Origin of the sequence: Spiroplasma endosymbiont of Amphimallon solstitiale, assembly GCF_964030965.1 — a bacterium.
In the GTDB taxonomy this organism is placed as follows: Bacteria; Bacillota_I; Bacilli_A; order Mycoplasmatales; family VBWQ01; genus Spiroplasma_E.
The window spans coordinates 710,198-725,867 of record NZ_OZ034999.1 but is presented as its reverse complement, the minus strand read 5'-3'; the positions used below and the strand labels follow the sequence as shown (position 1 = coordinate 725,867).

At 22.6% G+C, this 15,670-nt stretch carries 12 protein-coding genes and 5 pseudogenes; 7 read left to right on the top strand and 10 right to left on the bottom strand.

From position 1 onward, the window contains the following. Positions 1-5 precede the first annotated feature (5 nt). The gene (locus AAHH39_RS04485) at positions 6-701 is read left to right on the top strand and encodes a hypothetical protein (RefSeq protein WP_342218999.1); all 696 of its coding nucleotides are present in this window, start codon (positions 6-8) and stop codon (positions 699-701) included. Here AAHH39_RS04485 and AAHH39_RS04480 read toward each other — a convergent pair. Continuing rightward, entirely contained in the window at positions 688-1,926 is a 1,239-nt protein-coding gene (locus tag AAHH39_RS04480) for an IS256 family transposase (RefSeq protein WP_342219315.1), read from the bottom strand. The two genes, AAHH39_RS04485 and AAHH39_RS04480, sit on opposite strands and share 14 nt — an antisense overlap. A gap of 986 nt (positions 1,927-2,912) precedes the next feature. Between AAHH39_RS04480 and AAHH39_RS04475 the strand changes: the two are divergent. Together AAHH39_RS04475 and AAHH39_RS04470 are read left to right on the top strand one after the other, a co-directional pair. Further along, positions 2,913-3,384 (top strand): annotated as a pseudogene (locus AAHH39_RS04475) (IS5 family transposase); the annotation flags it as partial. Positions 3,385-3,549: 165 nt separating this feature from the next. Beyond that, a pseudogene (locus tag AAHH39_RS04470) lies at positions 3,550-3,873 on the top strand (transposase); the annotation flags it as partial. Positions 3,874-3,880: 7 nt separating this feature from the next. On the opposite strand, the pseudogene AAHH39_RS13290 reads toward AAHH39_RS04470, so the two are convergent. The 6 genes and pseudogenes from AAHH39_RS13290 to AAHH39_RS04435 form a co-directional block, all read right to left on the bottom strand. Beyond that, positions 3,881-4,791: pseudogene (locus AAHH39_RS13290) on the bottom strand (IS30 family transposase). Between the two features lie 73 nt (positions 4,792-4,864). Beyond that, complete coding sequence (locus tag AAHH39_RS04455) at positions 4,865-5,434, bottom strand: hypothetical protein (protein ID WP_342218997.1); 570 nt, start codon at positions 5,432-5,434, stop codon at positions 4,865-4,867. Positions 5,435-5,871: 437 nt separating this feature from the next. Beyond that, complete coding sequence (locus tag AAHH39_RS04450) at positions 5,872-6,651, bottom strand: hypothetical protein (RefSeq protein WP_342218996.1); 780 nt, start codon at positions 6,649-6,651, stop codon at positions 5,872-5,874. A 3-nt stretch (positions 6,652-6,654) separates the two neighbouring features. Continuing rightward, entirely contained in the window at positions 6,655-7,821 is a 1,167-nt protein-coding gene (locus tag AAHH39_RS04445) for a phage terminase large subunit (protein ID WP_342218995.1), read from the bottom strand. 33 nt (positions 7,822-7,854) lie between these two features. After that, positions 7,855-8,007, bottom strand: coding sequence for a hypothetical protein (locus AAHH39_RS04440; RefSeq protein ID WP_342218994.1), 153 nt, complete (start codon positions 8,005-8,007; stop codon positions 7,855-7,857). 186 nt (positions 8,008-8,193) lie between these two features. Then, positions 8,194-8,397: a terminase small subunit gene (locus AAHH39_RS04435; protein ID WP_342218993.1), complete on the bottom strand. Its 204-nt coding sequence runs from the start codon at positions 8,395-8,397 to the stop codon at positions 8,194-8,196. 472 nt (positions 8,398-8,869) lie between these two features. Between AAHH39_RS04435 and AAHH39_RS04430 the strand changes: the two are divergent. The 3 genes and pseudogenes from AAHH39_RS04430 to AAHH39_RS04420 all read left to right on the top strand — a co-directional run. Beyond that, positions 8,870-9,361 (top strand): annotated as a pseudogene (locus tag AAHH39_RS04430) (helix-turn-helix domain-containing protein); the annotation flags it as partial. A gap of 171 nt (positions 9,362-9,532) precedes the next feature. Then, a pseudogene (locus AAHH39_RS04425) lies at positions 9,533-9,996 on the top strand (IS30 family transposase); the annotation flags it as partial. A gap of 375 nt (positions 9,997-10,371) precedes the next feature. Then, the gene (locus AAHH39_RS04420) at positions 10,372-11,613 is read left to right on the top strand and encodes a DEAD/DEAH box helicase (RefSeq protein WP_342218990.1); all 1,242 of its coding nucleotides are present in this window, start codon (positions 10,372-10,374) and stop codon (positions 11,611-11,613) included. Between the two features lie 63 nt (positions 11,614-11,676). Here the strand turns inward: AAHH39_RS04420 and AAHH39_RS04415 are convergent, their stop codons facing one another. The 3 genes from AAHH39_RS04415 to AAHH39_RS04405 all read right to left on the bottom strand — a co-directional run bounded on the left by AAHH39_RS04415 (position 11,677) and on the right by AAHH39_RS04405 (position 15,193). Further along, positions 11,677-11,832 (bottom strand): hypothetical protein, encoded by a 156-nt coding sequence (locus AAHH39_RS04415; RefSeq protein WP_342218989.1) that lies wholly within the window; start codon positions 11,830-11,832, stop codon positions 11,677-11,679. A gap of 157 nt (positions 11,833-11,989) precedes the next feature. Beyond that, positions 11,990-14,164 (bottom strand): hypothetical protein, encoded by a 2,175-nt coding sequence (locus tag AAHH39_RS04410; protein ID WP_342218988.1) that lies wholly within the window; start codon positions 14,162-14,164, stop codon positions 11,990-11,992. Positions 14,165-14,332: 168 nt separating this feature from the next. Next, a complete protein-coding gene (locus AAHH39_RS04405; protein ID WP_342218987.1) occupies positions 14,333-15,193 on the bottom strand; it encodes a ribonuclease HIII in 861 nt (286 codons plus the stop codon). Positions 15,194-15,324: 131 nt separating this feature from the next. Between AAHH39_RS04405 and acpS the strand changes: the two genes are divergently transcribed. Beyond that, positions 15,325-15,645 (top strand): holo-ACP synthase, encoded by a 321-nt coding sequence (gene acpS / locus AAHH39_RS04400; RefSeq protein ID WP_342218986.1) that lies wholly within the window; start codon positions 15,325-15,327, stop codon positions 15,643-15,645. Positions 15,646-15,670: the final 25 nt, after the last annotated feature.

Sequence of the window (15,670 nt, the reverse complement as noted above, 5' to 3'; positions counted from 1 at the left end):
TTATCATGTATCATTACTTTTCTACAAAATTAAAGGAAATTACTGCTACTAATAGTGCCACTATTACTAGTACAAATCAAAAAAAATATATTGGTAAAGTAATACTAAATTTAAATCTTGATATTAGAATTGCTCTTAAAGACGTTATTAATAAGGGATTAGATAAAATTGCTATTATAGGAAAAGTAATAACTTTAGAAGATGTTAATAGTGCATTGAAAAAACAATATTCAATGTTAAATATGAATGCTATTCAAGTAACGTTGCAAAATAATAGTGTTACTATTAAATCTATTAATCAATATGTATACACTGGTGCTGATGTAGTAATTAATAATTTACTTATTGATTTAAATAGTGTTTTAAATAATAAATTACCAACTTTTAATATTCCTGGACAAAACAAACCAAGTAAAGGACAATTAATTTCAGCACTTAAAACCGCTAACTATAATCTTGATGTAAGCAAAATTATAGTTGATAAAATTACTGATAATAGTGCAGTTATTAATGGTGATGGTAAATTTTATAGCAATGATACTATTGTTGTTACTTATGATTGTGATAAAACAGAACTTTTAAGTGATGTTTTTAAAAATTTAAATTTAGGAACAATTAAAACTAATGGATTATCAAAACCAAATATGAGGCTTTTTAGTAATCTGTGTATCTTTGTTTTACAAAGTACTAGTTCAGATTAATTCTGTCTTCAAATTTTATCATAAAATGAACAATTGCTGTATTTCAATTTTGAATAGGCAATGTTCATTTTTTTGTTATATTTTCAATTGCTAAATAAAATATTTTAAAAACTGACATATCATTAGGAAAAGCTTTTTTGTTTCTAATAACTTTTCGTAATTGACTATTAACAGATTCAATAGCATTTGTTGTATAAATTACTCTTTTGATTTCTGCAGGATAACTAATAAAAATCATCAAATTTTCTCAATTTTTATATCAAGATTTAGCAATTTGGGGATATTGTTTATTTCATTTACTTTCAAATGATTCTAAAGCTTGCATTGCTTGTTCTTCACTACATGCACTATAAATTGGTTTTAAATCTGTAACTAGAGTTTTTCGATGTTTGTATGAAACATATTTTAAACTATTTCGAATTTGATGAACAATGCATAATTGATGTTCTGTTTTAGGATAAACTGCTTGTATTGCTTCTGACATGCCTGTTAAATTATCACTACAAGCAATCAAAATATCATTTAAGCCTCGATTTTTCATTTCTGTGAAATTAGCTAATCAAAATTTAGCACCTTCATTTTCACTAATTCATAAGCCTAAAACATCTTTTTTACCTTCTAAATCAACTCCTAATGCTATATAAACTGATTTATTAATAATCCGTTTATCTTGTCGAACTTTAACTACTATACAATCAAAATAAACAATCGGATAAACGCTTTCTAATGGTCGATTTTGTCATGTTTTGACATCATCAATAACATCATCAGTAATTTGACTAATAACACTTTCACTAATATCAGCACCATGATATAACTCTTGTAACTGCATTCTAATGTCAGATAGAGTCATACCTTTTGCATATAGTGAAAGCACTTGTTGATCAAAACCATCAAATCTTCGCTGTCTTTTTGCAACTATTACAGGAGTAAAATCACTATTGCGATCTCTTGGTACATCAATCTCAATTTTACCTTGTTGAGTTATTAATTTTTTTGAACTTGTACCATTACGAGCATTTTCAGTATTACTATGTTGATTTTTTTCATATCCTAAATAATTTTGCATTTCAGAATTCAACATTTTTTCAACTAAACGTTTTGTTAATTCTTTATATAAACCCCCTTCTTTAAAAACTGTTGTTAAATCTTCAGTATTTTCTAATAATAAATCTACTGCTTTTGATATTGGATCATTATTATTAATATTTTGTTTTTTAGCCATTTGTAACTCACTCTTTCTAGTCATTTAATTATATTTACTAGAATTAATTAAACATAGTTATTTTTGTAAGTTACACAGATTACTAAACATTGCCCCAAATATTGAAGAAATTAAAACTGCGATTAGTAAAAGTAATCCAAATGTAAAGTTAGATGCAATTAAATTTAGTGAAGATGATATTACCAATCAACAAGTAACTATTAGTGGTGATGAAACTATTTATAAAGGGAAGATAGTTGCTGATTTTACTATTGATAGTAGTATTATTAATAATGATCAACTAAATTATAATTATAGTGAAACTAATAGTGTTGGTTCATTAAAAAGTACTTGAACCAGCCCCGATATTACTCTATTATCTAATTGAACAAATTATGCACCAGATTGAGATAGTTTTTCTAATAAGTTTAGTAAATTAAGTTTTGGTGATAATTCGTATTTTAGTCTTTATTGTAATACTTATACTGATCAAAAATTAAAAGGTTCGCAATTAAGTATTAGTACTAATGATATTAATAATGATAGAAACAAAAATATATTTGAGCTTAGTTACTATTATGATGTTGGATTTTGAGGAGCCTTTCTTGAATTACATGGTTATATTCATATTTGACATGATGAAGAAAATGTTTATGTAAGCATTAATTGAAGCATTGATACAGTTAAATGTTTCCGTGATCGAGTATGGAATATTAACTTGCAAGGTGTAACCTTTAGTTAGAATTTAACAGATTATATTTATTTAGTTTTACTGTTAATCATATAATTTTGAAATATTAATTTTTATTAAAAAGATAAATGAGAGATAATACTCTCATTTTTAATATCTTTTTATATAAGTTAAGTAAATAACCTGAATTGTAAATATAAATGGGACAGTTTTTTAAAATAATTGTATTAAATCTATTGGTCTTTTATAAGAACCTGTTTAGAATCTTTTCGAAAATAATGTAAAATGATTATATATTTTAAAATAAGAGGTATATATGCATAAAAATTATCCAAGTCATGTCACCAAAGAACAATTTGAGAACATAAAATCAATTTTAGAAAATAGCAAAAAGAAAACAAAACCAAGAAGTTTAGATTTATATGAAGTATTTTGTGCAATTTTATATGTATTAAAAAGTGGTTGTCAATGAAGAATGCTACCAAAAAATTTTCCAAAATGACAAACTGTATATTATTATTTTCAAATTTGAAGTAAAAATAATGGTAAAGAACCTAGTGTATTGCAATTAATTTTAAAAAAAATTAGTTAAAAAAATTCGTATCAATAATAATCGCAAAGAACAAACTAGTTTTTGTATAATTGATTCGCAAAGTGTTAAAAATACAGATACTACCGAAAATAAAGGTTATGATGCTGGTAAAAAGATTTCAGGCATAAAACGTCATATTGTTGTTGATTCTCAAGGTTTACCACATGCAATTTACATAACCACAGCAGAAAAAACTTTTAATTATGTAGAAAAGTATGGATGACCAAAAATTATTCATCAATTTACACTTAAAATATTATTTTTAATTAAAAATTTGTTAAAAGTAACATTATTTAGTGTAAAAATTCTCTAAAAATAACACTTTATCATGTATCATTACTTTTCTACAAAATTAAAGGAAAAAACAGATCGTAATAGCGCTATAATAATGATTGAAAATGAAAAAGAAAATCTTTCTGCAGTTCAAAAAATAATAGTAGATGCTGGTTATACTGGTGAAAAATTTGCTTCTGAAATCAAAACAATCATAAATGCAAATGTTGAAGTGATAAAACGTAATGAATTACATACTTTTGTAGTATTACCAAAAAGATGAATTGTAGAACGAAGCTTTGCTTGATTAGAAAAATACAGAAGATTATGAAAAAATTGTGAAAGAAAACTAAATACTAGTTTACAAATGGTTGTTCTTTCATTTATTTCAGTTTTATTAAAAAGATTCTAAACAGGTTCTAAGATAGTGATTTTCTGGGTGTAGAATTAATTTGAAATGCTATAGTATTTAAATCTTTTTGTTTATATGAAGATAGATCTGTAGATTTTGGTAAATATCTTCTTAAAATACCATTATTATTTTCATTTAAACCTCTTTGACAAGGTTTACCAGGATCTGCAAAATAAATCTTAACATTACAATTTTTTTCGATTAATTTTCATTTACTAAATTCTTTACCACGATCAAAAGTAATAGTTTTAACTGTTCCTTTTTGTAACTTTGAAATAAATTTTATTATACTTTTTGTAATATTTTCTGATTTATTATTTTTAGTTGCTAAAGGAATTGGGTTTTTGATCATATATCAGCTAAAGTAATAATAGAACTTTTATGATCTTTACCAATGATAGTATCACCCTCTAAATGACCAAATTCTTCTATATTTTTAATATTAGGAATGATTAAATTTCTTTCATGAATAGACTTACAATTATTAATTCTGCCCCTAGTTTCTTTTTGTTTGTGAGGTTTATTTTTTCCTTTTCTCAATAAGTTATTTTCATCAAAACCCATTCGATTTGTTTTAAACATGTTATATAAAGTTTTTGTTGAAATACTTTTTATTTTATTTTCCTTTAAAAAATTAGCAATTATATCAAGAGCATAATTTTTAGTAATTAACAAATGATTAATAGTATTAATTTCTATTAAAGTTAAAATTATTAATTTTCTACCTGCATTTTGTTTATTTTTTTGAATTTTATTCAATATTTCTAATGGTAATAAGTTTTGATTTAATAATCTACAAACTCTATGTACAGTTGATTTACTATAATCAATGGCTTTTGCTATTTTACGAATCGAAAATCCATAACTTTTATATTCTTTTATTGCTATTATTGATTCAATAGTCAGATACTTATACATTGTGCTAATTCCTTTCTTTTCTTAATTATAGAATTAACACAATTTAATTTTTATATAAGTGTCCTTTTTAATTTTACAATTCAGGTAATTTAAAATAGTAGGATTTTCAATAAATTTTTTCTTTTCTAAATAAATCAATTCTTCAATAATTTTTATTTTTTCTATATTTTCTTTTTTCATTATTAGTATTTATATCTTTCATTGGTGTAACAATATAATTTATTGGTTTATCATTATCTTTATATGGATTATTTATTTTAAAACTTTTCATATCTTGTTCTCATGTAATGTTATATTTAAAACATTCTTGATTTTTATCATTTGTAAAAATATAATAACCATTATATTGTTCATAAAATTCACAAGATATTAATTCATTTTCATTAGTAGTAATATCTGAAATATTTTTAATATATTTTAAAATATCACTACCTTTAATACTTTGAATATCTTTTGTCATTGATTTTTTACCTAATTTATAATTAAAATATTCAATTATTTTTAATGTTATTTTTTTATTATTTTTATTAATAGTAGTATCTTTAATAGAAAATCATGTTTCATATTCACCAATTTCTAATAATATTCCACCATTATTTGTTTCTTTTATTTTACTTTTTAAATCTAAACTAATATTTGGCATATATTATTCCTTTCTAATACATATTTTTATTACGTATAAGCCTTATCACCTACAGTGATAAAAGGCTTATATATATTTTTATTAATACGTATACGTAATATATTGTGCTTTCACTCTTGATGAGTGAAAGCACATATACGTAAATAAAAATTATATTTAATAATTAATTTATTTATGTTATAATATTATTGATAAGTTATGTATGTAATATATAACCCCCTTTATATGTAATAATTTAAAAATAATTAAAGAACAGGGTTTATGGTTATTGCATTTCTATACAAATTTAATTTCAATTTCATACAATAACAATTCAATAAAAATTAATAAATTACTCTTTTATACTCATGTAGTACTATTTACATTTAGTACTCATAATTAGACTATCTACGAGAGTTTTATTAAGTTTTTTATTTAACAATTAAAAAATGAGAGTTTTATCTCTCATTTATATTTTTATTAAATCGTATCCAAGTTTGCAATGCGCCCTCACCAAATAGTTTTTTCATATCAAAAGCAGTTTTAGATTGATTTATTTCTTGTTCAGTAATATCTGCAAAAACTCTTGTACGATTATATTCAAGTTCTTTTCATATAATTTCAAATGTATGATTTAATAATTTTTGTAATCCTTTACAAGCAGTCATATCTGGATAATAATCACCAATTACTCCACCAAAAAAATTCTTTTTAGGTAAATTTTGCATAAATTTAACTGGAATAATTCCTAAATTATGATTTTCTATTAATGGCAATTGTAAATCTTTACTTATCTTTTCTTGTAAACCATCTAATGTAACTGTATCACTCGTAAAATATCTAATTATTTGATTTGGTGTATATGTTGTTTTAACAAATATACTTTGGTCATCATATTGTATTCTTGACCATGTTGATGCACTATATTCAGTTTCTAATACTCTTGCTACTCTTGATTGAGCATATGGTTGAGCAAAATTTAATGCTATTCTTCCAGTTTTACTTCTATCAATTTGAACAATACTATAACCATAACCAGATTTAATATGACAATCTTGATAAAATAAACTATCAAAATTATTTCATTCTTTTAATTTTTCAATAGCATTTTTATATTCTTCATGTTCACTTGTTAAATTATAACCATTACCCCATAATAATTTACTTGCATGATTTGCTATAATTTCTTGAAGATTTATCATACATCATTTAGGTGTTAATATTTCAGTATTACTCATATGTTACTTCCTTTCAAAATAAGGATTTATATTTGCACTTAAATTTCTAATATATGGTTCTATAGCATAATCAAATGCATCACGTAAATGGTCATTACCCGCTAATGATATTTGTTTAATACTTTTAGGGTCTCATACAGCCAATCTAAATTCATCTAATAATGCTTGTGCATTCATACTAATATTTAAGCGTTCTGAAGCCATTAAAGCCACATTCTTACCTATTCTAAATTCAAGTCTTAACTTCACACAATCTTTAAAATATAGCCATGAACTAATCCTATATTTAATTGCTGTATCATTAAGCATTTCAATAAATGTATAATTACTAAAATCACAATATACAGTTAAACCATATTCATCTAAATAAACATTTTCTTTTGCTAATTTAATATAAAATTCAACCACTAATCTTGCTAATTGTTTATTATCATAACGTACTAATTTATTTTCTATTTTTAAACAATCAATAACATTAACAAAATTAAAATCATAATCAAAACCTATTAATAAACATGCTAATGCATCATCTTTAAACCCATAATCTAATCCAGCACTAAATCTATAACTTTTTTGTATTACTCTACTAATTTTAGGAAGTAAATGTGAATATATTCCACCAGATTCATAACCTACTAAACCATGACTTCTTACTCTTGCAGATATTGGGTCAAGAGTTTCTATTTCTAATAATTGTTGTTTATCACTATCTTTTAAATGACTATTAAGTTTCCAATTTTGATAATGATAAATAGTTTTATCAATAATAGTAAATTGTTCATATTCATTAATAATTTGCTTTTCATTTTGTGGACAAGCATTTATAGTTTTTTTAATAAATTCATTAAGAATTGACCAAGGATTACAACTTTCAATTTCTAATAATTGATTTGCACCACGAATTGCATCTTTTAAATCTTGATAATCATTTTCAGTAATTTCATATCTTTCATCACTTCATATAATTACATAATCATATAAATAATTACTTGCTAATCCAGTTAATTTAACATTACTATTATCTTGTGCATGTAAATATTTACAAGTGATTTTACTACCATTAAATTCAATAGTTTTTTTAGTTTCACTAATAATAAAATTAATACTTGGATAAGTTGCTCTAATAATTTGTTTTAATTCTTGTCAACTATCATTTAATTGTTTTGACATATTACGAATTAAATAAGCATGAATATTAATATTTTATAACATTAATAAAATTCCAAGAAATTCAATATCACTAAATGTTTTACCAGATTTACGACTACCTAATTGTTTAATTTTATTAATATTTAAAGGTTGTTTTAAATACATTCTTTTAGCAATATCTAATAAATAACCAAAATTACTTAACATTTATTCTTACCTTTATTTTCTAAACTAATTGCTATAGGGGTGGTATTATCATTATTTTTGATATCAATTTTTGTAGATAAATGATATTTATTAACATATGCTCTTTCTAAATATCATGAAGAATTACCAGCATGTGATTTTAAATATCTTTGTAAATTTAAGTGTTCAATTTGAGAATGCGCTCAATTAATTTGTTGTAAAAAAGTATTTCTCTTTTTTTTCTTTTCATTTTTTTAAAGTATTTTCAGTTATATCTAAATAAATTAACATTCCTAATTTAGTAGGTATTTCATCAAACTCTTTACAATGAATAAAATAATTTTCTAATGCTTCTTTTAATTTTGTAGCATCATTAAAAATTGTTCTTATTTTTATTTTTTCTTCTTGCACATAAAATTCTTTTAATTATGTAGAAAAGTATGGATGACCAAAAATTATTCATCAATTTACACTTAAAATATTATTTTTAATTAAAAATTTGTTAAAAGTAACATTATTTAGTGTAAAAATTCTCTAAAAATAACACTTTATCATGTATCATTACTTTTCTACAAAATTAAAGTAAAATTCTCCTTTCATATGCTTTAAAAACACAAAAATTTATGCTATAATTAATATAATCTTTAAGTTAACTATTCGCAAAATAACTTATTAACTTTATTAATTACTTCATATATTTATTTCTTTAATTTTTATAATATAATTATAACAAAAAATAGCATTATAATGCTATTTTTTTATTTTTTCTCTTAATTTTAAAAATATTTTTTATAGTTTCCTGAATTGTAAAATTAAAAAGGACACTTATATAAAAATTAAATTGTGTTAATTCTATAATTAAGAAAAGAAAGGAATTAGCACAATGTATAAGTATCTGACTATTGAATCAATAATAGCAATAAAAGAATATAAAAGTTATGGATTTTCGATTCGTAAAATAGCAAAAGCCATTGATTATAGTAAATCAACTGTACATAGAGTTTGTAGATTATTAAATCAAAACTTATTACCATTAGAAATATTGAATAAAATTCAAAAAAATAAACAAAATGCAGGTAGAAAATTAATAATTTTAACTTTAATAGAAATTAATACTATTAATCATTTGTTAATTACTAAAAATTATGCTCTTGATATAATTGCTAATTTTTTAAAGGAAAATAAAATAAAAAGTATTTCAACAAAAACTTTATATAACATTTTTAAAACAAATCGAATGGGTTTTGATGAAAATAACTTATTGAGAAAAGGAAAAAATAAACCTCACAAACAAAAAGAAACTAGGGGCAGAATTAATAATTGTAAGTCTATTCATGAAAGAAATTTAATCATTCCTAATATTAAAAATATAGAAGAATTTAGTTTTAATTATGTAGAAAAGTATGGATGACCAAAAATTATTCATCAATTTACACTTAAAATATTATTTTTAATTAAAAATTTGTTAAAAGTAACATTATTTAGTGTAAAAATTCTCTAAAAATAACACTTTATCATGTATAATTACTTTTCTACAAAATTAAAGGAATTTAGTCATTTAGAGGGTGATACTATCATTGGTAAAGATCATAAAAGTTCTATTATTACTTTAGCTGATATATGATCAAAAACCACAATTCCTTTAGCAACTAAAAATAATAAATCAGAAAATATTACAAAAAGTATAATAAAATTTATTTCAAAGTTACAAAAAGGAACAGTTAAAACTATTACTTTTGATCGTGGTAAAGAATTTAGTAAATGAAAATTAATCGAAAAAAATTGTAATGTTAAGATTTATTTTGCAGATCCTGGTAAACCTTGTCAAAGAGGTTTAAATGAAAATAATAATGGTATTTTAAGAAGATATTTACCAAAATCTACAGATCTATCTTCATATAAACAAAAAGATTTAAATACTATAGCATTACTATAGCATTTCAAATTAATTCTACACCCAGAAAATCACTATCTTATAAAAGACCAATAGATTTAATACAATTATTTTAAAAAACTGTCCCATTTATATTTACAATTCAGGTTTTCATTTCCATAAATTTATCTTTACATTTAATTAAAAATAGTGTATTATATTTAAGTTGTTGATTAATTCGCAATTTTCTTTTAAGATATGATTGATAAAAAAATATCAAAAAGTTGTTAATGATGTCAAAGAAATAAATAATATCATGAAATTATTTGACAACTTTTAAATTTAGAAAAATTAGATAAATTAATACTTTAAAATGTAAGTAAGTATATTATATATAAATAATAAATAAAACTAATCCTTTTTTAAAATAATCCTCTTTTAGAGGTTATTTTTCAGGTTATAATTATCATTTTTTCTAAATTTATTCAAAATTTATTTTTAAGGAGAAATATATGAGTTTTACAGAACTAAATTTAAAACAAGAATTAACTGCTGCTATTGCTAAATGAGGTTATACTACCCCAACACCAATTCAAAAGAAGACAATTCCAGTTTCTTTACAAAAAAAAGATATTATTGGAAAAAGTCATACCGGAACCGGAAAAACTGCTGCCTTTGTCTTACCTATATTACATAATTTAGATATAAAATTATATCGTAATCAAGCCATTATTGTTTGTCCAACTAGAGAATTGGCAATCCAAGTTGCTAAACAAGTAAAAAAATATGCTTATTTTTTAAATGGTGTTAATGTTGCTTTATTATGTGGTGGTGTTAATATTAGAAATCAATTATATGATTTAAGAACTAGTAACATAGTTGTTGGAACACCAGGAAGAATTACTGATCATATTAATCGTTGTAGTTTAAGATTAAATTCAATTAAAACATTAGTTTTAGATGAAGCAGATGAAATGTTAAAAATGGGATTTAAAAAAGATATTGATTTCTTATTTGAGAATTCACCACAAAATATTCAAACTGTCCTTTTTTCAGCAACAATGTCAAAACCAGTTTTAAAAATTGCTGATGATTATCAAAATAATCCAGTTATTATTACTGTTGAAGATGAAAGTCAAAAATTACAACAAGCAAATATTAAACAATATTATTTTGATTGTCGTAATATAACAAAAGAAACTGCATTAGTTGCTTTATATCAAAAATTACAACCACAATTAAGTATTGTTTTTTCAAATACAAAAGCTTTTACTAACAAAATTGCACAATTATTAGAACAAAATAATATTAAATGTGCTGTTATTAACGGTGATAAAAGTCAAAGAGAACGTATGGAAGCAATGAGACAATTTAAAAATGGTAAGGTTAGAGTATTAATTGCTACTGATGTTGTTGCTAGAGGAATTGACATTAATGGCATTGATTATGTTTTTAATTATGATATTCCACGTGAATATGAATACTATACTCATCGTATTGGTAGAACAGCTCGTGCTGGAGCGCAAGGAACTGCTATTACTTTAGTAAGTAATAGAGTTCAATATAATGAAATTCAAGAAATTCAATATTATCAAAATCATGAAATTACTTTACTAGATACTACAGATTGAGATTTACCTAAAAATGTTGTTAAAGTACCAACTAAATTAAATTTTTCATCTCATAATAATAGAAATGATTTTAAACGTAATGTTGATAATAATTCAAAATGAAAAAGAAAACCAAAATATTAAAATTATTCATTTTTATAAAAAAATCACTTAATAATTAAGTGATTTTTTCTTTAAATATTAATTTTATAAAGTTTTTTTATTTTCATTTTTTTTCTTATTTTCGATTTCTTGTTGTTGTCTTTCTTTTTCAGCTTTTTCGGCTTCTTTTCTTATTTTATTAGCTGTAAATTTTTCTTTTATTTTTGCTATTTCTTTTTCTCTTTTATTTTTTTCATCCATAAAAATCCCTTTCTCACTACTTTTTCGGTATATTTATTCTTATACATCTAAAATACCCAAAATCAGTGTACATTTTTTAGAAAAAAAATAAATATAAAATATTAAAAAAGTCACTCTTTTTAAAAGAGTGACTAAAAATTAAATTTAAATAGTGCTTTTAATTGAATGGCATTGGATGGTATATTCCTGTACTTGTTGATGGTTGGTTATTTATATCATTTGCAAATTCATATGGATTGTCAATAGGAAATTCTTCTATTGATGTTTCGTCATCAGTTTCTTTTCCATTTGATGATTTTTCTGATTCTATTTGTTGTGATAAAACTTCTTCAATAACAGAATCTTCAAATTCTTCTTCCTGATATTTTTTAAACAATTCATCAAAAGTTGTGAATTTCCCATTGTTTTCTAATTTTTCTAAATGTTTTTCAAGAAAAACTGCTTCTTTTTTAGTAAATCCACAACAACTAGTTAATATTTCTGTTATTTTTTTTATAGTTATTGGTTGATTAAATACATCTTTATAAAAATCAGAAATAGCAAAAGCAATCATATCAATTGCTGTTACACCAATTGAAAATCCTAATGTTGTTCATCTAACAAATTTTTCATAAAATAATTTTATGGTTTTTTGAAATCCATATTCAGTAACTAATGCAGCTCCTGTTTTAACAGCATTAACAGTACAAGTGACTGATAAAAATAAAGGGATTGCCATTAATATTTTTTTATATCTAGTTTGTTTTTCAACTCATTTTGAAAGTTTTTCAGGACAAAGATTAGTTGGAATTCCTAAGTTTGTTAAACCCGATTTAAAAATATTATTAATTGGTCTCATAACAAAATAACGACTTATATTTGCTGCTAAAGCACCTGTAGTAAAAATGTCTTTCGTGATTCAATCATGTAAATTAAAATCTTCTTTAGAAGTATTTTCTGATGAACCAGTTAGAATAATATGACTACCTGCTCATGTTAGTGTTTCTAAAATTAAATTAACTAAAAGATTACGTCCTCAATTAGTTACTAATGCTATTGGTTTATTATTTTGTTGTTCCATAGTTTTAATTGTTTTATTTGCTAAAGATATTACTTGTTTAATTTCAATATCATTATTAGCATTATTATTTTCTGTTTGTGAATTAATAATTAGTTTTTTAATTCGTTCAATTTCTTTTTTAAAATTTGGATGATATTCAAATTCTGTTTCTACACAATTTTCAATTTGATTAAATTTCTGTATTAAATCATTAAGTATGGAAATATTTGAAAAATATTTCATTAATTTTTGATGGTCTTCTTCAAATAAAAGTGTTTCAAATATTTCTTTATATTTTTCAAAGTCACTGGTATTAAATTGATTGATTTCAATGGGATTTGTTTTGTTTTTTTTATTAAAAAAAACATCTCGTGATCAACTTGAAGCTGCTGAAGTGAAAAATGTGCCAAGTGTAGTATCAAGTAATACCATAACATAATTTTGTCAATTTCAAAATATAGCATCAATATAATCTTGGGATGTATGTTCTTTACCATCAATGGGAAAATTAGAAACTACTCTTTGTAAATTTTTACCAGTAAGTCCAATATAAATTTCTAATAATCCTAAAAATTTATATGCAATATTTCTTATTATTCCTGGTTTTGTTTGATCAATAAAATTTTGTATTATTGTTAAATATTTATATAATTTTAATAAAACATTTAAATCTCTATTATTAGAATATTCTTTAAATAATTTTAATTGTTCATTAAGTGAGTTGGTATTTGCTATAAATTTATTAAGATTATTAATAGTTTTTATAGTAATACCTTCTAAGAATTGTTCTTCAAGTGATAATTTTCTTTCTTTTTTTTGAAAAGTTTCTAAATTTAACGTATCGTTAATATATTCATTAGCATCATTGTATTCTTTTTTATATATTTCTATTGTATTTTTATTAAAATTTATTTTTAATAATTCTAAAACTAACGTTTCATATTTTTGAACACATGTTACTTTTTTTCAATATTGATTGTTATCAATAAAAACGATACTTTCATTAATAATAGTTAAATAACCAAAGTCATCTCTAATTTCAGTTTTATATTCTCATTTTCCATTTTCGTCTTTTGTTTTATGTGTTTGTCCATTATAACGAATAATACAATTTATTTGATTATTTGTTTCTATATCTTCTTCTATATTATTAATGATGGTACTTATTGTAGAACTATTAAGACTTTCAGTACTACTTGAATTACTATTATTTATAGAAGGTTGTTGATGGGTAATTCCATAATTAGTATGTTTATTTTTTTCTAATAAAGGTTTTTTTTCTTCTTTTGGCATTTTATTTTCTCCTTTAAGTATAAAAGTCCTATTTTGTTTATAAAAACAAAATAGGACTTAAAAATATATTTAAACATATATCTGATTTGGATTATATCATTTATTTAATAGTTTTTAAATAAAAAATATCTTTTTATATATAGTTAATAAAAATTAAGTTTTAATTATTTATTTAAAAAATTCAGTAAATGATTTTTTGCTATGACGTTCAAGAAATTTATTAAATTCAATTGTTTTTTCATTTTTAATTTTTTCTAAAAATATATTAACTTCTTTTCCAGTACCTAATGGAATTGTATTAGTGTCAATACCTTTTATTTTTTTAATTTCTTCCAAAAATAAATAACGACTAATAATAGTACTACAAGCGATAGCTAAATACTTACTTTCTGCATTAGTAACAAATTGAACTTTATCTTTAATAATTTTATTACGATTATCTTTCATATTTTCAATGTATTTATAATATGTATCTTCATTAATATATTGATCAATAACTATAGTATCATATTGAATTCTATGTTGTAACATACGAACTAATGCTTGATTTTCTCCTCAGGTTTTAATAATATTGGGGTTATAACCCGCATCAATTCATTGATTATATTTACGATTGTTAATGATTACTGACTCAAAAATAATTGTTTTCATAATATCTTGTGCTAATTCAATAAATTTACTTTGTGATAAGTCTTTATAATCGCGAATGTTAAGTAAACGCAATTTTTCTAAATTACCCGAACCAATATAAGAACTAATAATAACAAGTGGACCAAAAAAATTATTAATACCAAATTCAGCATTGCCAATGACTGGTGATTGATTTTCATCAAGTTGATTTCAAATACTACGATATTCTGCAATAATATCCTCTTTAGTACCTTTAAAAATAACTTTTTCTTGATAAATTTCAATTGTTATATTATGATATTGAAATAATTCATAACTACTATTTTTATTATCAACTTTATAGCTTTGGTAGTGTTCTTTAATTAATGATTTTTGTTTTTGATTTAAGTAAAATGTCATTAATATACCACCATCTTTTCAAAATTTATTTGATTTATTGAAATTAATATCACACTTTCTTTCATATTAATTATATAATAAAAACAAGGATTTTAGGGTTTTAACCTTTTATTTTATATAAGGAGTTAACAATGCGTAGTGTAGGTATAGATATTATTGAAGTAAATCGAATAGAAAATATTGAAGAGCTTGCTAAAAGAATTTTAAGTAAGAAAGAAATTATACTTTTTAATCAATATTCTTTACAACGTCAACAGGAATTTTTGGCAGGAAGATGAGCATTAAAAGAAGCAATTTTTAAGGCATTACCACAAGAAAAGTTAACATTTAAAAATATTGATATTAGTTATAATCAATATAATCAGCCAATAACTATTATCAAAAATTATCAATTACTTTTATCTTTATCACATAATCAAACTAATGCAATTGCCATTGCAATTGTTATTTAATAAAAAGAAAGTAAGGTGTTTTGTT